The following is a 25,507-nucleotide window of genomic DNA, read 5'->3' as shown; positions in this document are numbered from 1 at the left end:
GCCGTCCTATGCGACCGGCGGGCTCCAGCCGCCGCCCAGCGCCTTGTAGATGGCCACGACATTGGTGTTCACGCCGGTTTCGGCAACGCTGAGGGCGTCCTCGGCCGCCAGCAGGGTGCGCTCGGCGTCCAGCAGGACCAGAAAGTCGATGCCGCCCTCGCGGTACTGGATACGGGCCAGTTCAGCGGCGCGGCGCGAGGCGGCGGACTGCTCGGCCAGGCTCTTCAGCTGGGCCTGCTGCTGGCGATAGGAGACCAGGGCGTTCTCCAGGTCTTCCAAAGCGCGCAGCACGGTCTGGTCGTAGGCCGCGAGGGAGGCGTCGCCGCGCGCCTCGGCCGCCTTCAGGCGGGCATGGGCGCCGCCGAGGTCGAGGGCCGGCCAGCTGACGCTTGGGGCGACCGACCAGGCCTGGCTGGCGCTGTTGCCGAAAGAGGAAAACGAGCCCGACAGGAAGCCAACGAAGCCGGTCACCCGCACGCGCGGGAAGAGGTCGGCCGTGGCCACCCCCACCTCGGCGGTCTGGGCTGCCAGGCGGCGCTCGGCGGCCTGGACGTCGGGCCGGCGGCGCAGGAGGCCCCCGGCGTCACCGATCGGCAGGGCTGCCACCCGGGGGCGGATCTCGGTTTTGCGGGCGACCAGCATGGCGTCGAGCGCGCCGGGGCGTTGTCCGGTCAGCACCGAGAGGCGATGGTTGGCGCGTTTCTCGGCCGTGATCAGGGCGGGGATCACCGCCTCTGTGGCGTTGAGGCGAGCCTGGGCGCTGGCGACGTCGATGGGATTGCCCGCCCCGGCGTCGAACCGCACGCGGGTCAGGCGCACCGTCTCGCGCTGGGTTCCGAGGTTGCGCTCGGCCACCGCCAGCCGAGCCTGGGCGCCGCGTAGTTCGAGATAATTTCGAGCGACTTCCGCAGCGATAGTCACCTGGACGTTGCGCAGGTCGGCCTGGGCCGCGCCGCGCTCCGCCCGGGCCGCCTCGACGCCGCGTCGGACGCGGCCGAACAGGTCGATCTCCCAGCCGGCGTCAAAGCCGGCCTGGTAGGTATCGCTCTCGACCCGCTGGCCGCCGGAGCCCGGCTGCTGCTGATCGCTGGTCTGGTAGGTCCCGGTGGCGGTGACCCGGGGCAGCTGGTCAAGGCGCGCGTCCTTGAACAGGGCGCGAGCCTCGTCCACGCGGGCGACGGCGATCCTGATGTCGAGATTGTCGCCGAGCGCCTTGGTGATCAGGTCGTCCAGCACCGGATCGCCAAACCCCTTCCACCATTCCTCGATCAGGGTGTGAACCACCGAGTCTATACTCTCCTGCACGAAGGCGGTGGTGTCGTAGATGATCTCGTAGTCGACGCCCTCGGGGAATTCCTTCTTCAGCTCTTCCATCGTCTTCTTGACGTTGGCGGCCATCTTCAAAGCGTTGGCGACGGCCGACTTGTTGTCGAGCAAGGAGCGCAGGGCGTAGTTGTTGGAGCCGAGCTCCACCCGGGCCACGTCGCCCAGGCGGGTGATTTGGCCATCGCTGCCGGCGCGGATAATCACGTCGCGGAACTGCTCCTCGTCCGTCAGGCGGCCGGGAGCGTTGATTGACAGCTGAAAGTCCGAACCCAGGCTGGCGGGCGGCGCGCCCAGCTGGCCGGCGGCCACCTGAACGTTCTGCTCGCGCAGGGCTCGCACGACGTCGCCGGCGGTCATGCCCAGGGCGGCGACCTTTTCAGGATCCAGCCACACCCGCATGGAATAGGCGCCCGCGCCGAAGATCTGCACGTCGCCCACGCCGTCGATGCGCTTGAGCGTGTCGCGGACGTTCAGCTGCGCGTAGTTGCTGAGGTACAGCATGTCGTAGCGGTTATTGGGCGAGGTCATGTGCACGACCAGGGTCAGGTCGGCGAGGCCTTGTTGGTGGTCACGCCGATGCGCTGCACCTCTTGCGGCAGTTTCGGCAGGGCCTGGGCGACGCGGTTCAGCACCTGTACCTGGGCCTTATCGAGGTCGGTCCCGAGGGCGAAGGTGACGGTCAGCTGCATGGCCCCGTCCGAGTCCGAGGCGGAGGACTGGTAGATCATCCCCTCGACGCCGTTGATGGCCTGTTCGAGCGGCGCGGCCACGGTTTCGCCGATGACCGACGGGTTGGCGCCGGGATAGGCGGCGCGCACGACGACGGTGGGCGGCGCCACCTCAGGATATTCGCTGATCGGCAGGCGCGGCAGCGCCACCAGTCCCGCGATGAAGATGACGATGGAGAGCACGGCGGCGAAGCGCGGCCGGGTCACGAAGAATTTCGAGAAGTTCATGGGTGGCGCCTTTACGGGCGGGTAGGGGGGAGGAGGCGAAGAGGGGGCGTCGATGCCGACCGCTGGGGTCGACGCCTTGATTCAAGCCTTGGAAATCCGCGCATCCGGCCTTGGCCGGCGCGCGGCTACTGTCGGATCAGAACTGCTGGGTGGTCTGGACCTGGGCGACGCGCTGGGCGCCGCCTTCCGGCTGTCCCAGATTGGCGTCCAGGTTGGTCTTGATGAGCACCGGATTGACCGTATCGCCCGGCTTGACCTTCTGCAGGCCGCCGACGATCACTCGGTCGCCGGGCTTCAGGCCCGTGCGGATGATGCGCAGATTGCCGGCCAACGGACCGATCTCGACCGTGCGGTACTCGGCCTTGTTGTCCTTGCCGACCACCACGACGAAGCGCTTGCCCAGGTCCGTCGCCACCGCGCGGTCAGGCGCGAGAGCGACGGTGGTCGAGGTGTCGCTGACCAGACGGATGCGAGCGAACAGACCCGGCGTGAACTGGCCATCGCCATTGGCGAAGATCGCCCGGCCCCCGATGGTGCCGCTCTTGGCGTCCAGGGCGTTGTCGATGAAGGCGAGCTTGCCCTGGTGCGGGTAACCGGTCTCGGTCATCAGGCCCATATAGACCGGGCTCTCCTTGCCGCGTTCGGCGGCAGCGTATTTCAGGAAGGTCTGCTCGTCGGCGCTGAAGGCCGCGTAGATGGGTGTGTCGGACACGACAGTGGTCAGCAGGTCGGCCTGGGTCACCAGGTTGCCCCGGGTGATCAGGGCCTTGGAGACGCGCCCGTCGATGGGCGAGACCACGCGGGTGAATTCGAGGTTCAGGCGAGCGGTCTGATAGGCGGCGCTGGCGCCGGCCAGATTGGCCTGAGCGGCCTTCTCCTCCGAGGCTAGTCGGTCGAATTCGCTCTGGGCCAGGGCGTTTTGGTCGATCAGCCGGCGGCCGCGCTCGCGATTGACGACGGTCAGATCCAGCTGGGCCTAGGCGCGGGCGACCTCGGCATTGGCGCGGTTGGCCTCGGCCTGGAAGGGGCGGGGGTCGATCTCGAACAGCACCTGGCCCTTGCGGACCCGGGAGCCTTCCTGGAAGCGGGCGCCGTCGACATAGCCGCCGACGCGGGGGCGGATCTCGACGGTGTCGATGGCTTCAAGCCGGCCGGTGAAGTCGTCCCACTGGCGCAGCGACTTGAAGGCGACGTCGGTGATGGTGACCTGGACCGGCGGCGGAGAGGTCTGCTCCTGCCTGGCCTGGGCGCCGCAGGCGGCCAGCACGGCGGTGGCGGCCAGGGCGGTCAGCGAGGTGAGGATGGGTTGGATACGCATGGGATGTCCTGCCAGAAGGCGTGATGACGTAATGGCGTGAAGAGGGGGAGGCGCCTGGCCGGAGCTATTCCCAGACCGGGCGGCGGCTGGATCGGCTGGACTTCGGCGTGGTCCAATCCTGGCTGGCCGCGCCATTCGAGGCTTGACCGATCCAGTTGCGAATTGGACGTGCGTGAAGGCGGGCGGCGGTCAGCCAGCCCTTTGCCCGCGTCGGGGCGATAGCGTGGTCGTTCGTGTCCTGAGACATGGCTCGCGCTCCGAATGGGCGTTATGGGGATGAGATGTCGCAGAGCGGGCCACTTGACCTTCATCCCTGCGAGGACGATGTAGGATGCGACGAGACCGTTCGGTATCATCTCCTGAGTGAGAGATACTGACCGGTCGCTCTCACGTCAAGATAAGGTAGTTGAAAATGGCCGCGAGAAATTCTGATGGGGGCAATTCAGCCGAGGCGGACGCCACGGTCTGTGCGCCCGCGTCGAAGCGCCCGGCCCGCGACCGCATCTTTGAAACCGCCAGAGAGCTGTTCTACCAGCACGGCATTCGCGCGGTGGGTGTCGACACCATCGCGTCGGAAGCCGACGCCACCAAGATGACGCTCTATCGAAACTTCCCATCCAAGGACGAACTGGTGGCCGAGATCCTGCGCGAGCAGGAGAAGGACTACTGGATCTGGTGGGATCAGGTGACGGCCTGCTGCTGCGACGATCCGCGTGGCCAACTGGAGGCGATCTTCGACGCCTTCGAGACCAAGGCCTGCGACAAGGACGTCCATGGCTGTCCGCTATCGAACGCCGCCATCGAGCTGCATGAGGTGGATCACCCGGCCCAGAAGGTCTCGATGGCCTACAAGCAGACCCTGCACACGCGGCTGGTTGACCTGTGCAAGCGCGCCGGCGCGCCTGACGACGACCTGGCCGATGGCCTGATGCTGCTGATGGAGGGCTCCTACACGGCGCGGGTTACGCTGGGCGCCGAAGGTCCGGTGCGCGTGGTGGCGCGGGCGGGCAGGGCGCTGATCCGCTGTGCGCTGGGCGAGCGGGCCAATCCAATTTGACCACTACATCTGGCCACTACATCTGGCCAACAGCTTCGCCACCCTGATCTCCGGTTGACGAAACCATGCGCCCCCGAAAACGGGATCGGCGATCTGGGTCTCGCCCCCAGCTTTGATCCCTGGCGAAAGGGGATGTCGGCTCTGACACATTCGGCAAACCGGTTGTCACAATGGGATGGTAGTCAGCCGGCGGGGACGGCGCCGGTTCCAGCGCCCGTCGAGCCTTCCAGGCGCTCTCGTCGTTGCTGAAACACCCTGACGATCCGCCAGCCGGCCGGATCGTGCTCCCGCGCGCGCCAAAGGACGCCTCGCCAATGCCCGATCTTGTGACCGTTACCTGCGAGGAGTTCGCCGACCTCCGCGCCAGCCTGCCGGCCATTACCGACCGCTATCTGTTCGACGTGCTGGGCATCAGCGAAACCACCTGGGTCAAGATGCGCAAGGGACTGCCGGTCAAGCGCATCACCCTGGAGCGCGCCCTGGTCAAGCGCGAGCGCTGGCGCGCCATGGGCGGCGCCAGCAGGATCGCCGCCTGACCGCCTGATGCCAGGCGTTGCGGTGCGTCAGCGGCGTGTCAGGATGGCCGTGGAATCGTAGGCCCATGACCCAGACCCTGATCAGATCTCGTCTCGCCTTCATGGCGCTGCCGCTCGTCCTGGCGCTCGCCGCTGGCCCGGTCCAGGCGGGCGACAAGAAGCGCGACCACGACGCCGCCCGCGCCGCCCTGGCGCGTGGCGAAGTCCTGCCACTGACCAGGATACTTGCCATCGCCGAGCAGCGCGCGCCCGGAGAGGTGATCGAGGTCGAGCTGGAAGAGGATCACGGGCGGCTGAAATACGATCTGAAGATCCTGGCCAGGAGCGGCCGGGTCCTGGAACTGGAGCTGGACGCCAAGACCGGCGCGACCCTAAAGCTTGAGGAAGACTGATTGCGCGCGCTGGTCGTCGAGGATGATCCGGTCGTCGGCCCCGACCTGGCGCGGGCGCTAAGCGCGAGCGGTTTCGTGGTGGATCTGGCCCGGGACGGCGAGGAGGCCTCGTTCAAGGGCAGCGTCGAGGACTATGCGGTGGTGGTGTTGGATCTCGGCCTGCCGCGCCTGGATGGCCTGTCGGTGCTGCGCCGCTGGCGGGCCGAGGGTCTGGCCTTCCCGGTGCTGATCCTGTCGGCGCGCGGCGACTGGATCGAGAAGGTCGAGGGCATCGAAGCCGGCGCTGACGACTATCTGGCCAAGCCTTTCGAGATGGGCGAACTGCTGGCGCGAACGCGGGGCCTGGTGCGCCGCGCCGCCGGCCGTGTCTCGCCGCTGATCGAGATCGGCCGACTGGCCCTCGACACCCGCCGCATGTCGGCCACCCTGGACGGTTCGCCGATCCGTCTGTCGCCGCTGGAGTTTCGTCTGCTGGACTGCCTGGCCCACCATCCCGACCGCGCGGTGTCGGCCGGCGAGCTGGCCGAGCAGCTCTATGGCGCGGCCGAGAGTGGCGACGCCAACGCCATCGAGGCCCTCGTCACCCGCCTTCGCCGCAAGGTCGGGGCCGACGTGATCGAGACGCGACGTGGCTTCGGCTACGTCCTGGCCGGCGCGCCCGCATGAGGAGGGGGGGCGTGACGGGCGGCTCGCTCCGCTGGCGGCTGATGGCCGGCGGCATGCTGGCCATTCTGGCGGCGTTGGCGGTGTCGTGGCTGGCCATGACCTGGCTGTTCGAGCGGCACATCGAGCGCCGCGAAACCGTAGAGCTGACCCGGCTGGGCCAGACGCTGGCCGCCAGTCTGAGTGTCTCTCCAGATGGCGCGCCTCTGATCGACACGGCTCCGGGCGATGCTCGATCAAGGAAGGCCGCCGGCGGTCTCTACTGGCAAGTCTCGGCGCCCCGAGGCGCGGAGCGCTCCATGTCGCTGTGGGATCAAACCCTGAAGCCGCCGCCGCGCCCGCAGTCCGAGGCCTGGTCGACGCGCATCGCCGCCGGCCCGTTCGACGACCGCATCCTGCTGGTCGAGCGCAGCATCCGACCGGATCGCAACGGCCCGTCGGTTCTGATCCAGGTGGCCAGCGACGAGAAAGCCCTGGGCTCGGCGCGGCGCGAGTTCGGTCGTGATCTGGCGCTGTTCCTTGCCGGCCTGTGGGTCGTTCTGTCGGCCGCGGCCGCTGTTCAGGTGAGCCTTGGCCTGGCCCCGCTTGCATGGATGAAGGATGATCTGGCCCGCCTGCGTCGCAGTCCCTCGGCCCGGATGTCGGGCGGTCATCCACGCGAAATCGCACCCCTGGTCGAGGCGATCAACGCCCTGGCCGAGGCGCGCGAAGCCGACCTGGCGAGGGCGCGCCGCCGGGCTGGCGACCTGGCCCACAGCCTCAAGACCCCGCTCTCTGCGCTGTCGGCCCAGAGCCGACGGGCGCGAGAAGCCGGCGCGGCCGAAGCGGCAGATGGTCTCGACAGCGCCATCGCCGCCGTCGGGGCGGCGCTGGAAGCCGAGCTTGCCCGCGCGCGCGCCGCCGCCGCTCGCGAGACGTCCTTCACCGCGCAGTCCTCGCCCCTGGACGTGGTCGAGCGTCTGGTCGACGTGCTTGAGCGCACCGCCGAGGGCGAGCGGCTGATGTTCGACATCGAGATCGACGCCGACCTGCGTGTTCCAGCCTCCGAGGACATGCTCACCGAAATGATGGGCGCCCTGATCGAAAACGCCGCCCGCTTCGGACGCCGTCAGGTGCGCGTCAGCGGGGCGGCGACGGCCCACGGCGTGGCGCTGGGCGTCGAGGACGACGGTCCCGGGATAGACGACGGCCGCGCCGGGGCCGCGCTGGCGCGGGGCGGCAGGCTGGACGAGGCCGGACCCGGACATGGCCTTGGTCTGGCTATCGCCCGTGACCTGGCCGAGGCCTCAGGCGGCATCCTGCGCATGGATCGCTCGGTGCTTGGCGGCTTGCGAGCCGAGTTGGTCTGGCCCGCCGGCGCTCGCTCGGCTCCGAAAGCCATGGGCCAGTCGTGATCGCCTGATCGCGCGCCGGGGATCGAGCAAACCTCGCCGAGGTCACGCCAACAGCGAGATCAAGCCGGACGAGGCCGAGAGATCTTCTCACGCGGCTGCCCCTTTTGCTTTTCAGCTGTGACGCGATCTTTGTAACGCATTGTAAAAACGCACGCTCCACCTCTGGCAGCACCGCTGTTCACGCTCTTTAAGGGTTGCATAACGCGGGGTAGGGACAGGGCATGAAGCAAGCGAGCACGGGCGCGCGGATCGATGAGGGCAGGGCCGCCAACGTGGCCATCCTCAATCCGCTGGTCCAGGAAATCACCGGCGCGCTGCTCGATCTGGGCGGCGCGGCGCATCGCGACCTCGTCGTGGCCTATGTCAGGCCAGCCAGGGCCAGGCTGGTCAGGGTCGCCACCAGCAGCCAGATCGCAATCGGCGGCGTGGCGAAGCGGGCGCTTGGCCAAGCAGTCGCCCTTGGGGAATAGCTTGTTCGCCCTTGCCTCGCGCTAGGCCAGGCAAGGATTTTACAATGGTTTACAGTCCGGTTCGAGCCATTTGCTGCCCATCACGGTCAAGGCCAGCCGCTAAAGCCCCGCCCGGCCTGGCTGGATCGTCGCTCAACCTCTCATAGCAAGGTCGAAGCGATCACCGCCATGACCAGGGTCGTCAGGCCAGCCAGGGTCGATCCGATGGTCCAGGCCTTGAAGGTTTGTGATTCGGTCAGGCCCAGATACTGGCTGACCAGCCAGAAACCTGTGTCGTTGACGTGTGAGACGATGGTCGCTCCCGCGCCGATCCCGACCAGCACCAGGGCCACTTGGGCTGGCGGCAGTCCGGCGGCGGCGACCATCGGCGCGGCGAGGCCCGCCGCGGTCACCATGGCCACCGTGGCCGAGCCCTGGGCGATGCGAACGATGGCGGCGACCAGGAAGGCGAAGATCAGCGGCGTCACCTGGGCGGCGGTGATCACGGCGGTGATGTGAGCGCCGGCCCCGGAATCGATCAGCACCTGCTTGAAGGCCGCCCCGGCGCCGACGACCAGGCTGATCGCGCCGGCGGGCTCGAGGGCGCGGCCGGTGATCTTCAGCAAGGTGGCGCGAGGCGTCTTGTAGCGCAAACCCAGCAGCAGCCAGACTCCCACGCACGCCAGGATCAGTGCTGTGAACGGATGGCCGAAGAACACCACCAGGTCGCGCAGCCTGCCTTCGGGCCAGCCGCGCGCCAGGGCGCCGACCATGATCAGGGCCAGCGGCGCCAGCATGGCGGTCAGGGCGACGCCAAAGCCGATACTGGCCTGCCGAGGCATGTCGGCGTCCATGCTGGCCGGCAGGACGTATCCCTCCTGACCCTGTTTGCGATAGGCGATCCAGGCGTAGAACGGCCCGGCGACCAGCACAGCGGGCAGGCCGCAAACGAAACCCCACAGGGCGATCTGGCCATAGTCGGCCTTGAGCAGTTCGGCGGCGGCAACCGGGCCGGGATGGGGCGGCAGCAGGGCGTGCATGACCGCCAGGCCGGCAAGGGTGGGCAAGGCGAACCAGACGATGGGGCGTTTGGACCTCAGCGTCAGTGCGCACAGCAGCGGCGCCAGGATGATCAGGGCGACATCGAAGAACAGCGGGACGCCTACCACCACGCCGATAACGGTCAGAGCCCAGGGCGCGCGCTTTTCGCCAAAGCGGGCCAGCAGCTTGTTGGCTATGGCCTCGACCCCGCCGCCGGCCTCAAGCAGAGCCCCGAACATCGCGCCGAGGCCTACGACGACGGCGACGAAGCCGAGGGCATCGCCCAGGCCCTTGCGGACCGAGTCGATCACGTCGTCGGGATTGCCGCCGAACGCCAAACCCGCGCCGAGTGCCACGATCAGCAGGGCCAGAAAGGCAGGGAACCGCGCCTTCAGCACGAGCAAAACCGCCGTCGCCACCGAGGCGACGACGATCAGCAGCGACATCCCCGGTCCGTCCATCAGGACACCGTCACGCGGGTCAGCAGCGAGGCGGCGGGCTCCATCGTGGTGGCCGCGCCCGTGATGGTGAAGCTACCCCGTAGCCGGATGTCGTCGGACGAAGCGCCGACCATCACATCGATGCGCCCCGCCTCGACCCGCCAGCGGTCGGCCGTCGTCCAGAGGGCGGTCTGCATGGCGTGGAGATGGAAGGTGACGCGACGGGTCTCGCCGGGCTTCAAGGCCACACGGACAAAGCCGCGTAGTTCCTTGACCGGACGGGCGACCGAGGCGACCGGGTCGCGCATATAGAGCTGCACCACCTCGTCGCCGGCGACCTTGCTGGTATTGGTCACTGACAGGGTGATGGCCACAGCCTGGTCAGGTCCGATGCGGGGCTTGTCGATGACCAGGTCCGCATAGGCGAAGCTGGCATAGCTGAGGCCGTGGCCGAACGGATAGAGCGGGCCGATCTCCACGTCGTGGTAGCGGGCGCTGTCCTTGGCGAGGTCGGGGTCGGCCGGACGTCCCGAAGGCATGTGAGCGTAGAAGCTCGGGCTGGTCCCGGCATTGCGCGGCAGGCCGGCGGGCAGGCGGCCGGCAGGCGAGACCTTGCCAGTCAGTATGTCGACGATGGCCGGGCCGCTCTCGACGCCCAGGAACCAGGTCTCCAGCGCCGCGTCGGCCTTGCCCAGGATGTCGGCCAGGGCGAGGGGGCGTCCGTTCATCAGCACCACGACGACCGGCTTTCCAGTCGCCAGAACGGCCTGCGCCAGCTGTGACTGCACACCAGGCAGGGTGATGTCCGAGCGACTGCGGGCCTCGGCGCTGTGGTCGAAATCCTCGCCGATGACCAGCAGCACCACGTCGGAGGCCTTGGCGGCGGCCACGGCGGCGGGGATGCCCGAGGCGTCGTCCCCGCGTGGCGCAGCGCCGGGCTGGTAATCGATGGTCGCGCCGGACTGCTCGCGCAGAGCGGCCAGCAAGGTCTTCACATCGCCGACCTGGCCCCGCGCCCGCCAGGAGCCCAGGGCCGAGGAGGCGTCACCGGCCAGGGCGCCGATCACCGCGATGCGCTTGCCGGCCGGCGACAGCGGCAGCAGGCCGCCCTCGTTCTTCAACAGGACGATGGCCTTGCGCGCCGCCTCGCCGGCGATGGTGCGGTGGGCGGGGGAGTTTAGCTCTGTCTTTTCTCGCGCCGAGTCGCCGAAGCGGAAGGGACCGTCGAACAGACCGAGGCGCGCCTTGGTCGCCAGCACCCGACCGACCGCCTGGTCGAGATAGGGCATGAGCGACGGATCGGCGCTGACCGCTTCCTTGAGGTGGCCGGCATAGACGCCGCCGGCCATGTCCATGTCGACGCCGGCCTTCAGGGCCAGGGCGGCGGCCTGGGCCGGGGTCTCGGCTATGCCGTGATTGATCAGTTCCAGGATGGCGTTCCAGTCGCTGACCACCAGGCCCTGATAGCCCCACTGGTCGCGCAACTGGCCGCGCACCAGGGCTTGGTTGGCGGTGGTCGGGACGCCGGCGATGTCGTTGAAAGCGGTCATGAAGCTGCCCGCGCCCGCCCGCACTGACGCATGGAAGGGCGGCAGATAGACCTCCTGCAATGTGCGCTCGGAGAGGTCGGCGCTGTCATAGTCGCGCCCGCCATTGGCCGCGCCATACGCTCCGAAGTGCTTGGCGCAGGCCAGGATGACGTCCTTGCCCGCCAGATTGTCGCCCTGCAGGCCGGTGATCTGCGCCTCGGCGATTCGCGAGCCCAGATAGGGATCTTCGCCCGCGCCTTCGACGATCCGGCCCCAGCGCGGGTCGCGGGCGATGTCGACCATCGGCGTGAAGGTCCAGTGCAGGCCGCTGACCGAGGTCTCGATGGCCGCCACGCGTGAGCAGGCCCGGACGATATCCGGGTCGAAGGTTGCAGCCATGCCCAGCGGCACGGGGAAGATGGTCCGGAAGCCGTGGATCACGTCGATGCCGAACAGCAGCGGGATCTTCAGCCGGCTTTCCTCGACCGCCACGCGCTGCAGCTCGCGCAGGAAGTCCGCGCCGGCCACGTGCAGGTACGAGCCGATGCCGCCCTTGCGCACCAGATCCAGCTGGGCCGCGTCGATTCGGGAGTTCAGCGCCCTTTGACGGCCGCCGGGGGCCTGGTTCAGCTGGCCGATCTTCTCGTCCAGGGTCATCTGGCCGATCAGCGTCCTGATCAGCACCGCGTGCCGCGCAGGCGTAGCCACCGCCGCGCGCGCGGCGCCGGCGAAGGCCAGGGCTGTTACGCCCGCCAGCAAGGCGCGGCGATGGGGTCCTGTAGCGGTGGCCGACATTCCTGGTCTCCCGTAGCGGCTCCGTAGGCGGAGCTCTTTGCGTCCATTCGGCCAAGGCCGTGGCGGCACACTACAGAAGTTCGTCATTCTGACAACGCTGTCAAACGGTCGTCGTAAAAAGGCCGGTATGACCCGGCCTTCATCGCGCTGTGTGGGCGGTAGGCTAGTTGCGCGCCTTGCGGGCGGCATACTTGCTGTCGCGCTTGGCCTTGGCTTCGGCGGCGGACAGGGCCTTGCGTTCCTTGGTGGCGCCGCGCTTGAGGCTGAGCACTGCTGCGGCGCTGTCGGCGATGGCTTGCTCGGCGGCTGCGACCTTGTCGGCTGCGACTTGGCGGGCAGCGGCGCGTTCTTCGGCGCGATCAGCGCGGACTTGCTGGAGCTCGGCGGCCTTGACGGCTTCGCGGCTCTCGAAGTTGGGATCGACGACGGCTTGCTTGGGCTTGAACTTTTCCAACAGCGCCTTCTTGGCGTCAGCGGCGGTCTGGAGACGGTTCGAGAAGTTGGTGCGTAGCGTTTCGTTCATAGGGCCTCGGATTACAAAGGGGGGATAACCCCGCGTGTCATTCGAGGTCGAAAGTCAGGAAAGCCAGGCTGGAGCGCGGGGCGAGCCCCGCGCTCCGATCAGGCTTAGGCAGCTTGGAGCTGGCCGGCCGACATCTTGCCGCTGCGCTGGTCGCGCTCGAGTTCGTAGGACAGCTTCTGGCCTTCGTTCAGCGAGCCCAGGGTCGAACGCTCGACCGCCGAGATGTGCACGAACACGTCGGCGCCGCCGTCGTCAGGTTGAATGAAGCCAAAGCCCTTGGTGGAGTTAAACCACTTCACGGTACCGGTCGTCATGATGGTCACCTTTCAGGTGAAAAGGGACGCGCGGCTCGAATGTGAGCCGCGTGATCAAATTTTCGGAGAGGATCGTGATGGGCTCGAAGCTCGATCCTAAGATAAAGCATTGGAGAGCAATCGAACCAAATCGTCATTTAATGAGGACACCATATCCGAGAAATATCGGGAGCGCAATGTCTGTAAAATTCACTGAAGGCGGGGTTGATATGATCTTCTCATAAATAGCTATTTTCAGATGTGTCCAAGAACTCGTGTCAGTGAACCTTGAGCGGTGATGCGCTCACTAGAATATTATGGTGAAGCTCGCTCAGTTAAGCTGTTTGGCGACCACTGCGGCGCGCAAGGCCTTTGCCTGTTCCGGCGCGACCTGTTCGAAGATCACGGCCAGGTGCTGTTCCTTGGCGTGATCGTTGTGCAGGTCCCAGGCCAGGGAGATCGGCAGGCGCAGGCGCGAGCCGCCGTCCAGGCGCACGACCAGCACGCGCCAGCTGAAGCCTTCGCCAGCGTCGCCAAGTGGTTCCTTGAACTCTAGCGGGGCAGGATCGCGCAGCATGAAGTCGCGCTCGGGCTTGGCGTCGAACCAGGCCTTGTCAGCCAGGGCGGTGACGTCGGCGACGACCTTGCCGGAGAGTTTGCGGGCCATGTCTTCGAGAGTTCCTTGGCGAGAGGGCTCTGTAACAACCTCGTTCGGGTTTTGCCATCCGGGGCTCGGACGTTGAGATTTGTTCGCGACCGCTTTCCATCCATTTCTTGAAACGATGTCGGTCATCGGCCCCGTATCCGCGCCTCTTGATCAAGTTGCCGCAGCGGCCAGCGCTGTCAGAAACCCATCAAGCCAATTCCCGCATCGGTCCATAGCGCCTTTGGCTTAGACCCCGCGCGCCTCGCCCTCTAGAGCCCTTTCCGACCTGATGGCTTCATCAGGGTCGGGCGAAAAGGGCTCTAAATCAGAAGTTTATAGCATTTTTCGATCCGATAACCGTTTCACACTTATCGGAAAATGCTCTAGGACTAGGGCTTGGGAACCACGCGCAGCAGCTTGCCGTCGTCCTCGTCAGTCAGCAGATAGACCGCGCCGTCCGGGCCGACGCGGACGTCGCGGATGCGCAGGCCGACGTCCTCGAACAGGCGCTCCTCGCCGATCACCTTATCGCCTTTCAGCGTCAGGCGGGCGACATGCTGTCCGCGCAGTGCGCCGACCAGCAGGCTGCCCTTCCAGGCCGGGAAGAGGTCGGCCTGATAGAAGGCCATGCCCGAGGGCGCGATGACCGGATCCCAATAATAGACCGGCTGCTCCATGCCAGCTTTGGCGGTGGTCCCGTCGCCGATCGGCTTGCCTGAATATTCCTCGCCATAGGTGGCGGTCGGCCAGCCATAGTCCTTGCCGGGCTCGGGACGATTCAGTTCGTCGCCGCCCTTGGCGCCGTGCTCCACGGTCCACAGCCGGCCCGACGGATCCAGAGCGGCGGCCTGCAGGTTGCGGTGGCCGGCCGACCAGATCTCCGGCTTGGCGCCAGCCTTGCCGACATGGGGATTGTCCGAAGGGATCGAGCCGTCGGCGTTGATGCGGATAACCTTGCCCAGGCCGCCATCCAGGCGCTGGGCCTGCATGCGGCCTTCCAGGATCGAGCGGTCGCCGGTGGTGACGAACAGCTTGCCGTCCCGGGCAAAGACCAGGCGGCCGCCGAAGTGCAGGCTGGAATTCAGCTTGGGCGTCTGGCTCCAGATGACCTGAACGCCTTCGACACGCGGGGAGGGTCCGGAGACCAGCTTGCCGCGGGCCACCGCCGTGCCGTTGCCGCCGTCGCCGGCCTGGGCGTAGGTCCAGTAGATCAGGCCGTTGCTGGCGAAGTTCGGATCGATGGCCACGTCGAGCAGCCCGCCTTGGCCGCTGGCGTCGACCGCCGGCAGGCCGGCCACGGGCGTCGACAGCTTGCCGTCGGCGCCCAGCACGCGCAGCCGTCCGGCGCGCTCGGTGATCAGCCGGGTGCCGTCCGGCAGGAAGGCCAGGCCCCACGGGTGGTCCAGTCCGCCAACGACAGTCTCGACAGTATAGGCCACGCCCAGCGCCTGACCGGGCGCGCGGGTCTGGCCGGTGAAGTCGGGCTTCTGGTCGGGCGCGTTGGCGGGCCGGGTTTCGACCGGCGGGCTCGACCCGTCCGGGGCGGCCGGAGCTTCGGAAGCGGGACCGCAGGCGCACAGGGCCAGGGCGACGAGGGGGAGGAGGCGGATACGCATGGGCCGGACCTTAGACGAGCCATCGGGCGCGGCAATGCCTTCCTCGACCGGAGACGCGCCTTGGTGTCCTTTGCTTTGTGTGCTGCGCGGGGTGACGCCCGACCCCGGTTCGTCCATCATCCGATTTAAACGAGCGTGACGCCGGAAGCCACCAGAGCCGCATGAGCGATAGCGAAACCAGGCCGGAAATCACCACCCGCGCCGCCGAGATCGGCATATGGGAGTGGGACCTGCTGACGGACCGGATGGTCTATTCGCCGGCCGCGCGCGCGATCAGCGGTTTTGGACCGGACCAGCCTATCACCCTCGAGGACGTCCTCGCCGTAACCCACGGCGACGACCGTCCCCACACGACTGCCATGGCGGGCAGGGCCCTGGATCCGGCAATCCGCGAGCGAGCGGCCTATGAATACCGGATCGTGCGACCCGATGGCGTCGTGCGCGAGGTGGTCGCTCACGGCGAAGCGATCTTCGCAAAGGTAGACGGCGTCGAACGGGCGGTGCGCTACATCGGCGCCCTGCAGGACATCACCGATCGCAGGCGGCTCGAAGAGGCCGGGCGCCGGGCTGACGATCGCCTGCGCCTGGCGCTCGACGCCGGGCGCATGGCGGTGGGAGAATATGACTTCATCACCGAGGTGCTGTCCGGCTCGCCAGAGCTCTATCGACTGCTCGGGCTTGCCGACGGGACGCGCCCGACGCTGCAGCAGTTGCGCGCCGAAATGGCGCCGGAGGACCTGGGGTGCATCGCCCGCGCGGTCCAGGCCGCGGTGAAAGGCGGCGACCGTTTTCTGGAAGTGGAGTTTCGCTATCGAGGGCGCGACCGGCCCTGGCGGTGGATCTTGCTGCGGGCCGAGCTCAAGGTGGGCGACGACGGACAGCCCCGCTCCCTGCTGGGCATTCTCGTCGACATCACCGAGCGCAAATCCGCCGAGGACCGCCTGCGCGACAGTGAGGCGCGCTTCCGGGCCATGGCCGATTCCGCCCCGGCTCCGGTATGGATCACCGGGATCGACGGCGGCATCGAATTCGTCAACCAGGCCTTCATCGAGATCACCGGCCTGTCGGGCGAAGATCTGCTGGGCAATGTCTGGATAGACCTGATCCATGCCGATGATCTGACCCAGGTCGGCATGGCGCGCATGGCCGCCCGGGCGACCTTGTCGGCCTATACCTTTGAGGCGCGGTTCAGGCGGGCCGACGGCGAGTATCGCTGGATGTTCGCCAGCGCCAAGCCGCGTTTCGACCGCGCGGGTGGCTTCCTGGGCTATATCGGCCTGGCCATCGACCTGACCGAAACCCGTCGCGCCCAGGACGCCTTGCGAGAGAGCGAGGAACGCTTCCGACTGATCGCCGAGACCGCGCCCGTGATGCTGTGGATGAGCGACGAGCAGGGCGCCTGCACCTATATCAACTCCGCCCTGCGCCAGTTCTGGGGCGTCGGCGGGGATGTGTCGGACCTTGCCTGGGGCGACACCGTGCTCGCCGAGGATCGACCGGCCCTGTTGGAGGCGCTGGGTCGCAGCATGGCCTGTCAGGGACCCTTCGAGGGCGACGCCCGCTACTACCGCGCCGATGGCCAGGTCAGGGACGTCCACACCGTGGCTCAGCCTCGACTGGACGCCTCAGGCCGTTTCATCGGCATGATCGGCGTCAATATCGACCTGACCGACCTGCGCGCAGCCGAGACCCGCCAGCGCCTGCTGATCAACGAGCTCAATCACCGGGTCAAGAACACCCTGGCCTCGGTGCAGTCGATCGCTCGCCAGACCCTGCGCGAGGGCGAAACAACCGGCGCGGCGCGCGAACGGCTGCTCGACCGGATCATGGCGATGTCGGTGGCCCACGACATTCTCACTCGGGAAAGCTGGGAGGGGGCGGCCGTGCACGACATCGTCTCTGGCGCGATCCAGCCTTTCGTCAGCCCCGAGTCCCCGCGCATCCATGTCAGCGGACCCGCCGCCCGCCTGGGACCGTCCGCTGCCCTGGCGCTCGCCCTGGCCCTGCACGAACTGAGCACCAACGCCGTCAAGTATGGCGCGCTCTCCACAAGCGAGGGGCGCGTCGATATCGTCTGGACGCCCAGCGAGGATGGTCGGAGCATCAGGCTGCGCTGGAAGGAGCAGGGCGGCCCGCCGGTCGCGCCGCCGACCCGCAAGGGCTTTGGCTCGCGCCTGCTGGACGGCGGCCTGGCCGCCGACCTGGGCGGCCGGCCAACCCTGCTGTTCAGCCCGGCCGGCGTCGAAGCCGTCGTGCCACTCACCCTGGCCCACTGAGAGCGGCGAAGCCGTCCAGGTGCGCGATGCTCGAATCGCGACGCTTAAGGTTTCGGCTCGGGAATGACGGCCAGGTCCTTGTCGATCGCCACCAGCTTGTCGTCGGTGATCCCACCGTTCGAATAGGGTTTGATGGCCACCAGGGTCATGCCCCGCGCGCGCTCGGTGCTCGCATTGCCGACAAGGCCGGGTACGTGCTTGGTCAGCACGACCTTGGTCGCCGGATTGTCGAGCAGATCGCCGATGGAGGAGTCTTCGGTGGTGTAGAACGGAGCCGCGGGAGCGGGGGCCTGCGCTGTGGGCGCGGTTTGGGCGATGGCGGCCGAGGAGATGGCGAGAACGCCGCAGCCCATCAGGGCGATCAGGAGCTTCTTCATGGCGTCGTTTATCTCGTTCGCTGTCAGCAATCAAATATGATACGAATCCGTTCGATTGAGTGTCAATCCCAGGTTTGGCGACATCGACGGCGCGCGCTGCGGCGCCCCCAATTCGAGCTCGTTTTCAATGCCCGTAAAGAAGCAGACAGACCTCGAGATCCAGCCCCGCCGCCCCCGCGGCCGGCCCAAGGCGCAGGATCTAGCCGAGCTGGAGGGACGCTTGATCTCGGTCGGGCGTCAGATCTTTTTCCGCGAAGGCTACGGGGCCACGACAATGGACGCCGTGGCGACGGCCGCCCGGGTTTCCAAGGGCACGCTCTACACCCGCTTCCCGTCCAAGGAGGCGCTGTTTCGGGCCATCGCCCAGGAGCAAATGACCCGCTGGGGCGAAGGCGATAGCGCCCAGCCCCTGGCGCTCAGTGAAACCCTGCAAGTGACGCTGGGACGCTACGGAGATCTTTGGCTGCGGGCCGCCCTCAGTGAGGACTTCGTCCATATGTCGCGCTTGAGGTTCAGTGAATCCGCGCGCTTCCCCGAGTTGGGCGAAGCCTACCAAATGGCGTTCGACCAGGGTGTTGACGCGATCACCGAGGTGATCCGGCGCTTCGCCGAGAAAGACGCCATTCCATGCAACGACCCGCAGGCGGCGGCCAGGGTCTTCCAGCTGACGATTGGCGGCCGGGTCTACAACGCGATCCTGAGCAATGCGCCGTTCAAGCCGGCCGTCGCCAAGGTCTGGCTGGACAATACGGTGCGGATTTTTGTGGCGGGTCGCGCTGCCTGGTAGGCCTGGGTTACAGGCTTTTGACCGCAACGGGCTGGGCAGCCGCGAGGCCCAGGGGGTTGCGCGCTGGATAGTGGAAGGGCGCAGCGGAGATCTCGAACACGTCGCCGACGCGCGGCACGATCCCATGGCTGAACGACAGGGTCGCGGTCCCGAAGAAGTGGACGTGCAGATCGCCGGGCCGGCGGAAGACGCCGTATTTGAAATGGTGATGTTCGAGATTGGCGATGGTGTGGCTCATATTGGCCTCGCCCGAGAGGAAATCGTCCTGCCAGAGCACGGCGCCATCGCGAAGGATGCGGCTGGTCCCGCGCACGTCCTGGGGCAGGGGACCGGTCAGCAGTTCGGGGCCAAGCGCGGCCGGGCGTAGCTTGGAATGCGCCAGCCACAGATAGTTGCCGCGCTCGGTGACATGGTCCGAGAATTCGTTGGCCAGGCAAAAGCCCAGGCGATGAGGCGTTCCGTCGGGACCAATCAGATAGATGCCGGCGATCTCGGGTTCCTCGCCGCCATCCAGCGCGAAGGCTGGCGAGTCCAGGGGCTCGCCATAGGCGCGGAGGTGAGAGCCATCGCCCTTGTAGAACCACTCGGGCTGGACGCCGGTCTCGCCCTGCGCCGGCTTGCCGCTTTCCACGCCCATCAGGAACATGCGCATCGAGTCGGTCGGCGTGTCGGTCGCCTGAGCGGCCTTGTGCATCTTGTCGCGACCTTCGGCGGAGCCCAGGTGCGTCAGGCCCGTACCGGTCAGGATCAGGTGGGCAGGATCGGGATGATCGACTGGCGTCAGAACGCGGCCTTCCGCGAGGGCGGCGGCGATATCGATCTCGTCTCCCCACGGATTGGCCTGCGCCGCCTCGGCAAGGGTGGCCCCGGCCTTCAGCGCGGCGTTGGCCAGGTCGAGCAGGGTGTTGGCGCCCTGGACACGCCGCGCCAGGCCAGCGTCATTGACCGCCGCCAGCAGGCGCGCGCCGTCCGGTTCCTTCAGCTGCACGAACCGCAACACCATGGCTTTCATCTGTTTCCCGAGCGCCGATATATAGTCGGACAAATAGCAACACGAGATCGACTGTCAAAGGGATTGGCTCGCTTCAAGCCGTCGTGTTTCGATTCGACGGGGCGATCACGGGCTCGGCGGCCACGCTGGCTATGCGCGCCAGGCGCGCGTCGGCCGTGGCATGCATGGGCGCCGTGTTGACCATGGCTAGCGCCGGATATAGTCAGACAATTAAACTACAAGCACATCTCAGCCGTTCAGGATTCCACACCTCCGAACGACTCGCCGTCGATCCAAGGACTGCCATGAGCACTGCTCCCGTTCCGCCCCGCACCCTTCGTTCGCGCGCCTGGTTCGATAATCCGGACAATGTGGACATGACCGCGCTCTATCTGGAGCGCTACCTGAACTTCGGTCTGTCCCTGGACGAACTGCAATCGGGCAAGCCGATCATCGGCATCGCCCAGACCGGCAGCGACCTGTCGCCCTGCAACCGCCACCACCTGGTCCTGGCCGAGCGGGTCCGAGAGGGCATCCGCACGGCTGGCGGCATCGCGCTGGAATTTCCGGTCCACCCCATCCAGGAAACCGGCAAACGCCCGACGGCAGGCCTGGACCGCAACCTGGCCTATCTTGGCTTGGTCGAGACCCTTTACGGCTATCCCATCGATGGCGTGGTGCTGACCATCGGCTGCGACAAGACCACTCCGGCTTGCCTGATGGCCGCGGCCACGGTGAACATCCCCGCCATCGCCCTGTCGGTCGGTCCGATGCTGAACGGCTGGCACAAGGGGCAGCGAACCGGCTCGGGGACCATCGTCTGGAAGGCGCGCGAGTTGCTGGCGGCGGGCGAGATCGATCGCGCCGGCTTCATCAAGCTGGTCGCCAGCTCCGCCCCCTCGACCGGCTATTGCAACACCATGGGCACGGCCACGACCATGAATTCGTTGACCGAGGCGATGGGCATGTCGCTGACCGGATCGGCGGCCATTCCGGCGCCCTATCGCGACCGTCAACAGAACGCCTATGAGACCGGCCTGCGGATCGTCGATCTGGTCCGCGACGACATCAAGCCGTCCGATATCCTGACCCGCGACGCCTTCCTCAACGCCGTGGTGGTGAACTCCGCCATCGGCGGTTCGACCAACGCGCCGATCCATCTGAACGCCCTGGCCCGTCACATCGGCGTCGAGCTGACGGTCGATGACTGGCAAGCCCATGGCGAGAACGTGCCGCTGCTGGTCAACCTGCAGCCAGCCGGCGAATATCTGGGCGAGGACTACTATCACGCCGGCGGCGTGCCGGCCGTGGTCGCCCAGCTGATGGGGCAGGGCCTGATCCGCGAGGACGCCCTGACAGTCTCCGGTCAGACCCTGGGCGACGCCTGTCGCGACGCGACGATCGAGGACGAGGCGGTGATCCGCCCGTTCGAGCGGCCGCTGGTCGAGCGAGCCGGGTTCGTGGTCATGCGCGGCAACCTGTTCAACTCGGCGATCATGAAGACCAGCGTGATCAATGCCGAGTTCCGCGAACGCTATCTGTCCGACCCCGCCGATCCAGACGCCTTCGAGGGCAAGGCGGTCGTATTCGATGGTCCCGAGGACTATCACGCCCGCATCGACGATCCGGCGGTCGGCATCACCGAGCGCAGCGTGCTGTTCATGCGCGGGGCGGGTCCGATCGGCTATCCCGGCGCCGCCGAGGTCGTGAACATGCGAGCCCCCGACTACCTGATCAAGCAAGGCGTCTATCAGTTGCCGTGCCTGGGCGACGGGCGTCAGTCAGGGACCTCCGGTTCGCCATCGATCCTCAACGCCTCGCCCGAGGCGGCGGCCGGCGGTGGGCTGGCGCTCCTGAAATCTGGCGACCGGGTTCGCGTCGATCTGCGCAAGGCGCGTGTCGATGTGCTGATCACCCCGCAGGAGATCGCCGCGCGCCGCGCCGCGCTGCAGGCGGCCGGCGGTTATGCCTATCCCGAAAGCCAGACGCCCTGGCAAGAGATCCAGCGCGGTCTCGTCGGCCAGTTGGAGACCGGGGCGGTGCTGGAGCCGGCGGTCAAGTACCAGCGCATCGCCCAGACCAAGGGCCTGCCCCGGGACAACCACTAGAGCCCTTTCCGACCTGATGAATTCATCAGGGTCGGGCGAAAAGGGCTCTAAATCAGAAGTTTAGAGCATTTTTAGATCCGATAACCGTTTCACACTTATCGGAAAATGCTCTAGCTGTCGCTCCCCACCAGATCGCCCGAAGCTGCGAAATCGCTGGCGGCGAGAGGCCGATCGTGCGGAATTGGCGGCATGAAGGCGGCTTCTGTACTCGACTATCGTGAACTGGCGCGCCGACGCCTGCCGCATTTCCTGTTCGAATATATCGACGGCGGTTCTTACGCTGAGGTCACCCTGCGGCGGAACATCGCCGAGTTGGAGAAGATCGCTCTTCGTCAACGCGTCCTGCGCGACGTCTCTTGCCTCGACCTGACGACAACGCTCTTTGGTCGGAAACAGGGCCTGCCGGTGGCGCTGGCGCCGATCGGGCTGGCGGGCCTCAATGCGCGTCGCGGCGAGGTGCAGGCCCTGCGCGCCGCCGAGGCCGCCGGCGTCCCGTTCTGCCTGTCCACCGTCTCGGCATGCTCCCTCGACGAGGTGGCGGAGGCGGCGGCGCAACCCTTCTGGTTCCAGCTCTACATGATCCGTGACCGGGGCTTCATGCGCGAACTGCTCGCGAGGGCGTGCGAGCGGGGCTGTTCAGCCCTGGTCTTCACGGTCGATATGCCGGTTCCCGGCTCGCGCTATCGCGACTACCGCTCTGGCCTTGCGGGCGCGCCGGGATTGGGCGGCGCCGCGCGGCGGTTCTGGCAGGCGGCGCAGCGTCCGGCTTGGGCCTGGGACGTCGGTCTGCACGGTCGACCCCACAGCCTTGGCAATGTCGCCTCCGTGCTGGGCGCCAAGAGTGGCATCGAGGACTTCTTCGCCTGGATGCGCAACAATTTCGATCCGACCATCACCTGGAAGGACCTGGAGTTCATCCGCGGCGAATGGGCGGGGCCACTGATCCTCAAGGGCGTGCTTGACGTCGAGGACGCGCGCGATGCGGTGAGGCTCGGCGCCGACGGCCTGATCGTCTCCAACCATGGCGGCCGGCAACTGGACGGGGTCCTCTCGACTGCCGAGGCCCTGCCGCCGATCGCCGACGCCGTGGGCGACGCCCTGACCGTGTTGGTGGACGGGGGCGTGCGCTCCGGGCTCGACGTGGTTCGCATGCTGGCCCTTGGCGCCAAGGGCGTCCTGCTGGGCCGGGCCTGGGCCTACGCCCTGTCCGGTGGCGGGCAAGCGGGCGTGGCGCACATGCTCGCCCTGATCGAGGCCGAGATGCGCGTGGCGATGGCGCTGACAGGCGTCACCCGCGTGGCCGATCTGGATCGTTCGGTCCTGGCGACGCGCTGACGGCTTAGAAGCCCATCAAGGCCAGGACTTCGCGTCGCGAGCGCTCGTCGTCGCGGAAGACGCCCATCATTCGGCTGGTCTTCATCGCCACGCCGGGGGTGCGCACGCCACGCCCGCTCATGCAGGCGTGATTGGCCTCGATCACCACGGCGACGCCCAGCGGTTTGAGGTTGTCCCACAGGCAGCCGGCGACTTCGGCGGTCAGGCGCTCCTGCACCTGAAGCCGCCGCGCATAGCCGTGCAGCACCCGGGCCAGCTTGGAGATTCCCACCACCTTGTCGCGCGGCAGATAGGCGATGTGCGCCTTGCCGATGATCGGGGCCATGTGATGCTCGCAGTGCGACTGGAACGGGATGTCCTTGAGCAGGACGATCTCGTCATAGCCGCCGACCTCCTCGAACACCCGGGCCAGATGAACGCCGGGATCCTCGCCGTAACCCTCGCAATATTCCTTCCAGGCGCGGGCCACGCGCGAGGGCGTGTCAACCAGGCCTTCGCGCTCGGGGTCTTCGCCGGTCCAGCGGATCAGGGTGCGGATGGCGTCCTGCACCTCATCGGGCACCAGCGGCTTGGCCGCGCCTGAAGCATCGCTCATCTGTCGTCTCCATCGGCGCAGCAACAGGCTGGCCGGCGATCCCATCGCTTAAACGCGCCGGAGCGGCTTCGCGCAACATGCGCACCCGGACCTTTTCAGCGCTTGCGCCGGCTAAACCGTCAATCAGCGGGGAGGCGATGGGTGAGGGTAGTCATCACCCCTTTCGCAAGCCGTCGAGGCGTCCCCGCATCAGTTCGATGATCGCCGAGAAGTCCTTGCCACCGAAACCATTGGCGTCGAACAGGGCGTAGAGGGCCTCGGCTTGGGCCCCCATCGGCGTCGTGGCGCCGGCCCTGGCGGCGGCCTCCTGCGCCAGCTTCAGGTCCTTGAGCATCATGGCGGAGGCGAAGCCGCCTTCGTAGTCGCGGTCGGCCGGTGTCGAGGGGCCGACGCCGGGGACCGGGCAATAGGTCGAGACCGACCAGCACTGGCCCGACGACTTGCTGGCGATTTCGAAGAACCGGTCGGCCGCCAGCCCAAGCTTCTCGGCCAGGGCGAAGGCCTCGCAGGTCCCGATCATGGAAATGCCGAGCAGCATGTTGTTGCAGATCTTGGCCGCCTGTCCGGCGCCGTGATCGCCCGCGTGGATGGTCACGCGCGACATCGGCTCCAGCGCCGCCTCGACGGCGGGGAAATCCGCCGCGTCGCAGCCGACCATGAAGGCCAGGGTCCCGGCCTCGGCGGCCATGATGCCGCCAGACACCGGGGCGTCAGCGAAACGGTAGCCCGCCGCCTTGGCCTGGGTGGCTACCGCGCGGGCGCTTTCGACATCGATGGTCGAGCAGTCCAGCAGCAGGGCCGATTTGGGCGCCGCGCCAAGGATCTGCTCGCCATAGACGCTGCGCACATGCGGGCCGGCGGGCAGCATGGTGATCACCACATCCGCCTCGCGCACCGCTTCGGCGACGGAACCCGCCGCATGGCAGCCCGCCGCCACGGCCCGTTCGACCGCCTGGGCCGACAGGTCGAAGGCCGTCACATGGCGCCCGGCTTTTGCCTGATTGGCGGCCATGCCGCCGCCCATATTGCCCAGGCCGATGAAGGCGATGCCGGTCATGGTGGTGGTCCTTACTTCATCGTCGGTATGACGAAGGCGGAGTCCTCGACCTCGCCTTCGGGCCAGCGGGCGGTGACGGTCTTGAGCTTGGTGTAGAACCGCACGCCTTCGGAGCCGTACTGGTTGGTGTCGCCAAAGCCTGAACGCTTCCAGCCGCCGAAGCTGTGATAGGCCACCGGCACCGGGATGGGCACATTGATGCCGACCATGCCGACGTTCACTCTGGAGGCGAACTCGCGGGCGGCGCGGCCGTTGCGGGTGAAGATCGCCACCCCGTTGCCGTACTGGTGCTCGGAGGGCAGGGCGATGGCCTCGTCGAAGCTCTCGGCGCGGACGAGCTGCAGGACGGGACCGAAGATCTCTTCCTGATAGGTCTTCATGCCCTTGGTGACGCCGTCGAACAGCGACGGGCCGATGAAAAAGCCCTTCTCGAAGCCCTGCAGGGAGAAGTCGCGGCCGTCGACGACCAGTTCGGCACCCTCTTCAACACCAATACGGATGTAATCGGCGATCTTGTCGCGGTGGGCGGCACTGACCACCGGGCCGTAGTGGGCGGCCGGGTCGGTGGAGATGCCGACCTTCAGGCTCTCGATCTCGGCGACCATGCGCTCGCGCAGCTCATCGGCGGTCTTCTTGCCGACGACCACGGCCACCGGCAGGGCCATGCAGCGCTCGCCGGCCGAGCCGAAGGCCGCGCCCGACAGGTCCTTGACCACCTGGTCCAGGTCGGCGTCAGGCAGGACGATGCCGTGGTTCTTGGCCCCGCCCATGGCCTGGACGCGCTTACCGTGGGCCGTGCCGGTCTGGTAGACGTAAGAGGCGATGTCGGAGGAGCCGACGAAGCTGACGGCCTTGATTAGCGGGTGGGACAGGATGGCGTCGACGACGCTCTTGTCGCCGTGGACCACGTTCAGAACGCCGGCCGGCGCGCCGGCCTCCATCATCAGCTCTGCCAGCTTGACCGGCACGGTCGGATCCTTCTCCGACGGCTTGAGGATGAAGGTGTT

The 25,507-nt window shown here is 67.3% G+C and carries 25 protein-coding genes and 1 pseudogene; 10 read left to right on the top strand and 16 right to left on the bottom strand.

The genetic code is table 11. From position 1 onward, the window contains the following. Positions 1-6: 6 nt before the first annotated feature. The 5 genes and pseudogenes from ACP69S_RS15240 to ACP69S_RS15220 form a co-directional block, all read right to left on the bottom strand. Positions 7-1,236, bottom strand: a complete 1,230-nt coding sequence (locus tag ACP69S_RS15240) for an efflux transporter outer membrane subunit (protein ID WP_425998684.1) — start codon at positions 1,234-1,236, stop codon at positions 7-9. 27 nt (positions 1,237-1,263) lie between these two features. After that, positions 1,264-2,282, bottom strand: a pseudogene (locus ACP69S_RS15235) (efflux RND transporter permease subunit); the annotation flags it as partial. 136 nt (positions 2,283-2,418) lie between these two features. Continuing rightward, positions 2,419-3,246: an efflux RND transporter periplasmic adaptor subunit gene (locus tag ACP69S_RS15230; protein WP_425998682.1), complete on the bottom strand. Its 828-nt coding sequence runs from the start codon at positions 3,244-3,246 to the stop codon at positions 2,419-2,421. A 12-nt stretch (positions 3,247-3,258) separates the two neighbouring features. After that, entirely contained in the window at positions 3,259-3,600 is a 342-nt protein-coding gene (locus tag ACP69S_RS15225; RefSeq protein WP_425998602.1) for a biotin/lipoyl-binding protein, read from the bottom strand. Between the two features lie 64 nt (positions 3,601-3,664). Beyond that, a complete protein-coding gene (locus ACP69S_RS15220) occupies positions 3,665-3,847 on the bottom strand; it encodes a hypothetical protein (protein WP_425998600.1) in 183 nt (60 codons plus the stop codon). 165 nt (positions 3,848-4,012) lie between these two features. Here ACP69S_RS15220 and ACP69S_RS15215 point away from each other — a divergent pair, with 165 nt between their 5' ends. The 6 genes from ACP69S_RS15215 to ACP69S_RS15190 all read left to right on the top strand — a co-directional run bounded on the left by ACP69S_RS15215 (position 4,013) and on the right by ACP69S_RS15190 (position 8,112). Further along, on the top strand, positions 4,013-4,657 hold the full coding sequence (locus ACP69S_RS15215) for a TetR/AcrR family transcriptional regulator (RefSeq protein WP_425998599.1): 645 nt from the start codon (positions 4,013-4,015) through the stop codon (positions 4,655-4,657). Between the two features lie 314 nt (positions 4,658-4,971). Next, positions 4,972-5,193, top strand: a complete 222-nt coding sequence (locus ACP69S_RS15210; protein WP_425998598.1) for a hypothetical protein — start codon at positions 4,972-4,974, stop codon at positions 5,191-5,193. Between the two features lie 101 nt (positions 5,194-5,294). After that, the gene (locus ACP69S_RS15205; RefSeq protein WP_425998680.1) at positions 5,295-5,585 is read left to right on the top strand and encodes a PepSY domain-containing protein; all 291 of its coding nucleotides are present in this window, start codon (positions 5,295-5,297) and stop codon (positions 5,583-5,585) included. Continuing rightward, positions 5,586-6,251 (top strand): response regulator transcription factor, encoded by a 666-nt coding sequence (locus tag ACP69S_RS15200; protein ID WP_425998597.1) that lies wholly within the window; start codon positions 5,586-5,588, stop codon positions 6,249-6,251. A gap of 11 nt (positions 6,252-6,262) precedes the next feature. After that, positions 6,263-7,642 (top strand): ATP-binding protein, encoded by a 1,380-nt coding sequence (locus ACP69S_RS15195; RefSeq protein WP_425998596.1) that lies wholly within the window; start codon positions 6,263-6,265, stop codon positions 7,640-7,642. Positions 7,643-7,863: 221 nt separating this feature from the next. Further along, positions 7,864-8,112: a hypothetical protein gene (locus tag ACP69S_RS15190; protein ID WP_425998595.1), complete on the top strand. Its 249-nt coding sequence runs from the start codon at positions 7,864-7,866 to the stop codon at positions 8,110-8,112. A 140-nt stretch (positions 8,113-8,252) separates the two neighbouring features. On the opposite strand, the gene ACP69S_RS15185 is transcribed toward ACP69S_RS15190, so the two are convergent. From ACP69S_RS15185 to ACP69S_RS15160, 6 genes are all read right to left on the bottom strand, one after another. Continuing rightward, the gene (locus ACP69S_RS15185) at positions 8,253-9,578 is read right to left on the bottom strand and encodes a GntP family permease (RefSeq protein ID WP_425998594.1); all 1,326 of its coding nucleotides are present in this window, start codon (positions 9,576-9,578) and stop codon (positions 8,253-8,255) included. Positions 9,579-9,592: 14 nt separating this feature from the next. Next, positions 9,593-11,896 carry a beta-glucosidase BglX gene (bglX, locus tag ACP69S_RS15180; protein ID WP_425998593.1) on the bottom strand — a complete coding sequence of 768 codons (2,304 nt, stop codon included), beginning with the start codon at positions 11,894-11,896 and terminating at the stop codon, positions 9,593-9,595. 163 nt (positions 11,897-12,059) lie between these two features. After that, positions 12,060-12,419 (bottom strand): DUF6481 family protein, encoded by a 360-nt coding sequence (locus ACP69S_RS15175; RefSeq protein ID WP_425998592.1) that lies wholly within the window; start codon positions 12,417-12,419, stop codon positions 12,060-12,062. Between the two features lie 104 nt (positions 12,420-12,523). Further along, complete coding sequence (locus ACP69S_RS15170; protein WP_062148160.1) at positions 12,524-12,733, bottom strand: cold-shock protein; 210 nt, start codon at positions 12,731-12,733, stop codon at positions 12,524-12,526. A 310-nt stretch (positions 12,734-13,043) separates the two neighbouring features. Further along, positions 13,044-13,379, bottom strand: coding sequence for a hypothetical protein (locus tag ACP69S_RS15165; protein ID WP_425998590.1), 336 nt, complete (start codon positions 13,377-13,379; stop codon positions 13,044-13,046). Between the two features lie 368 nt (positions 13,380-13,747). After that, positions 13,748-14,974, bottom strand: coding sequence for a PQQ-dependent sugar dehydrogenase (locus tag ACP69S_RS15160; protein ID WP_425998588.1), 1,227 nt, complete (start codon positions 14,972-14,974; stop codon positions 13,748-13,750). A gap of 161 nt (positions 14,975-15,135) precedes the next feature. On the opposite strand from ACP69S_RS15160, the gene ACP69S_RS15155 reads away from it, so the two are divergent. Beyond that, positions 15,136-17,250: a PAS domain S-box protein gene (locus ACP69S_RS15155; protein WP_425998586.1), complete on the top strand. Its 2,115-nt coding sequence runs from the start codon at positions 15,136-15,138 to the stop codon at positions 17,248-17,250. A 44-nt stretch (positions 17,251-17,294) separates the two neighbouring features. Here the strand turns inward: ACP69S_RS15155 and ACP69S_RS15150 are convergent, their stop codons facing one another. Then, the gene (locus ACP69S_RS15150; protein WP_425998584.1) at positions 17,295-17,627 is read right to left on the bottom strand and encodes a hypothetical protein; all 333 of its coding nucleotides are present in this window, start codon (positions 17,625-17,627) and stop codon (positions 17,295-17,297) included. A 127-nt stretch (positions 17,628-17,754) separates the two neighbouring features. Between ACP69S_RS15150 and ACP69S_RS15145 the strand changes: the two genes are divergently transcribed. Further along, positions 17,755-18,414, top strand: coding sequence for a TetR/AcrR family transcriptional regulator (locus ACP69S_RS15145; protein ID WP_425998582.1), 660 nt, complete (start codon positions 17,755-17,757; stop codon positions 18,412-18,414). A gap of 7 nt (positions 18,415-18,421) precedes the next feature. On the opposite strand, the gene araD1 is transcribed toward ACP69S_RS15145, so the two are convergent. Then, positions 18,422-19,417, bottom strand: coding sequence for an AraD1 family protein (gene araD1, locus ACP69S_RS15140; RefSeq protein WP_425998678.1), 996 nt, complete (start codon positions 19,415-19,417; stop codon positions 18,422-18,424). A gap of 293 nt (positions 19,418-19,710) precedes the next feature. On the opposite strand from araD1, the gene ACP69S_RS15135 reads away from it, so the two are divergent. Next, positions 19,711-21,513, top strand: a complete 1,803-nt coding sequence (locus ACP69S_RS15135) for an IlvD/Edd family dehydratase (protein ID WP_425998580.1) — start codon at positions 19,711-19,713, stop codon at positions 21,511-21,513. A gap of 189 nt (positions 21,514-21,702) precedes the next feature. Then, complete coding sequence (gene lldD / locus ACP69S_RS15130; protein WP_425998578.1) at positions 21,703-22,848, top strand: FMN-dependent L-lactate dehydrogenase LldD; 1,146 nt, start codon at positions 21,703-21,705, stop codon at positions 22,846-22,848. A 4-nt stretch (positions 22,849-22,852) separates the two neighbouring features. Here the strand turns inward: lldD and folE are convergent, their stop codons facing one another. From folE to mmsA, 3 genes are all read right to left on the bottom strand, one after another. Further along, positions 22,853-23,443, bottom strand: coding sequence for a GTP cyclohydrolase I FolE (gene folE, locus ACP69S_RS15125; RefSeq protein WP_425998576.1), 591 nt, complete (start codon positions 23,441-23,443; stop codon positions 22,853-22,855). A 154-nt stretch (positions 23,444-23,597) separates the two neighbouring features. Then, positions 23,598-24,500: a 3-hydroxyisobutyrate dehydrogenase gene (gene mmsB, locus ACP69S_RS15120; RefSeq protein ID WP_425998574.1), complete on the bottom strand. Its 903-nt coding sequence runs from the start codon at positions 24,498-24,500 to the stop codon at positions 23,598-23,600. Positions 24,501-24,511: 11 nt separating this feature from the next. Continuing rightward, on the bottom strand, positions 24,512-25,507 hold a 996-nt coding region (gene mmsA / locus ACP69S_RS15115; RefSeq protein WP_425998572.1), incomplete at its 5' end, for a CoA-acylating methylmalonate-semialdehyde dehydrogenase.

It is taken from the genome of Caulobacter sp. DWR1-3-2b1 (genome assembly GCF_049895765.1).
Taxonomy (GTDB): domain Bacteria; phylum Pseudomonadota; class Alphaproteobacteria; order Caulobacterales; family Caulobacteraceae; genus Caulobacter.
The sequence above is the reverse complement of the archived record's forward strand: the minus strand, read 5'-3'. Positions and strand labels throughout refer to the sequence as shown.

What these genes read in the sequence shown, in the direction of transcription:
- ACP69S_RS15205 (WP_425998680.1), top strand. Translation starts at nt 5,295, where the DNA reads ATGGCGCTGCCGCTCGTCCTGGCGCTCGCCGCTGGCCCGGTCCAGGCG.
- ACP69S_RS15190 (WP_425998595.1), top strand. Translation starts at nt 7,864, where the DNA reads ATGAAGCAAGCGAGCACGGGCGCGCGGATCGATGAGGGCAGGGCCGCC.
- ACP69S_RS15135 (WP_425998580.1), top strand. Translation starts at nt 19,711, where the DNA reads ATGAGCACTGCTCCCGTTCCGCCCCGCACCCTTCGTTCGCGCGCCTGG.
- ACP69S_RS15165 (WP_425998590.1), bottom strand. Translation starts at nt 13,379, where the DNA reads ATGGCCCGCAAACTCTCCGGCAAGGTCGTCGCCGACGTCACCGCCCTG.
- ACP69S_RS15215 (WP_425998599.1), top strand. Translation starts at nt 4,013, where the DNA reads ATGGCCGCGAGAAATTCTGATGGGGGCAATTCAGCCGAGGCGGACGCC.
- ACP69S_RS15175 (WP_425998592.1), bottom strand. Translation starts at nt 12,419, where the DNA reads ATGAACGAAACGCTACGCACCAACTTCTCGAACCGTCTCCAGACCGCC.
- ACP69S_RS15185 (WP_425998594.1), bottom strand. Translation starts at nt 9,578, where the DNA reads ATGTCGCTGCTGATCGTCGTCGCCTCGGTGGCGACGGCGGTTTTGCTC.
- ACP69S_RS15155 (WP_425998586.1), top strand. Translation starts at nt 15,136, where the DNA reads ATGAGCGATAGCGAAACCAGGCCGGAAATCACCACCCGCGCCGCCGAG.
- mmsB (WP_425998574.1), bottom strand. Translation starts at nt 24,500, where the DNA reads ATGACCGGCATCGCCTTCATCGGCCTGGGCAATATGGGCGGCGGCATG.
- ACP69S_RS15225 (WP_425998602.1), bottom strand. Translation starts at nt 3,600, where the DNA reads ATGCGTATCCAACCCATCCTCACCTCGCTGACCGCCCTGGCCGCCACC.
- lldD (WP_425998578.1), top strand. Translation starts at nt 21,703, where the DNA reads ATGAAGGCGGCTTCTGTACTCGACTATCGTGAACTGGCGCGCCGACGC.
- ACP69S_RS15145 (WP_425998582.1), top strand. Translation starts at nt 17,755, where the DNA reads ATGCCCGTAAAGAAGCAGACAGACCTCGAGATCCAGCCCCGCCGCCCC.
- araD1 (WP_425998678.1), bottom strand. Translation starts at nt 19,417, where the DNA reads ATGGTGTTGCGGTTCGTGCAGCTGAAGGAACCGGACGGCGCGCGCCTG.
- bglX (WP_425998593.1), bottom strand. Translation starts at nt 11,896, where the DNA reads ATGTCGGCCACCGCTACAGGACCCCATCGCCGCGCCTTGCTGGCGGGC.
- ACP69S_RS15160 (WP_425998588.1), bottom strand. Translation starts at nt 14,974, where the DNA reads ATGCGTATCCGCCTCCTCCCCCTCGTCGCCCTGGCCCTGTGCGCCTGC.
- ACP69S_RS15210 (WP_425998598.1), top strand. Translation starts at nt 4,972, where the DNA reads ATGCCCGATCTTGTGACCGTTACCTGCGAGGAGTTCGCCGACCTCCGC.
- folE (WP_425998576.1), bottom strand. Translation starts at nt 23,443, where the DNA reads ATGAGCGATGCTTCAGGCGCGGCCAAGCCGCTGGTGCCCGATGAGGTG.
- ACP69S_RS15170 (WP_062148160.1), bottom strand. Translation starts at nt 12,733, where the DNA reads ATGACGACCGGTACCGTGAAGTGGTTTAACTCCACCAAGGGCTTTGGC.
- ACP69S_RS15150 (WP_425998584.1), bottom strand. Translation starts at nt 17,627, where the DNA reads ATGAAGAAGCTCCTGATCGCCCTGATGGGCTGCGGCGTTCTCGCCATC.
- ACP69S_RS15220 (WP_425998600.1), bottom strand. Translation starts at nt 3,847, where the DNA reads ATGTCTCAGGACACGAACGACCACGCTATCGCCCCGACGCGGGCAAAG.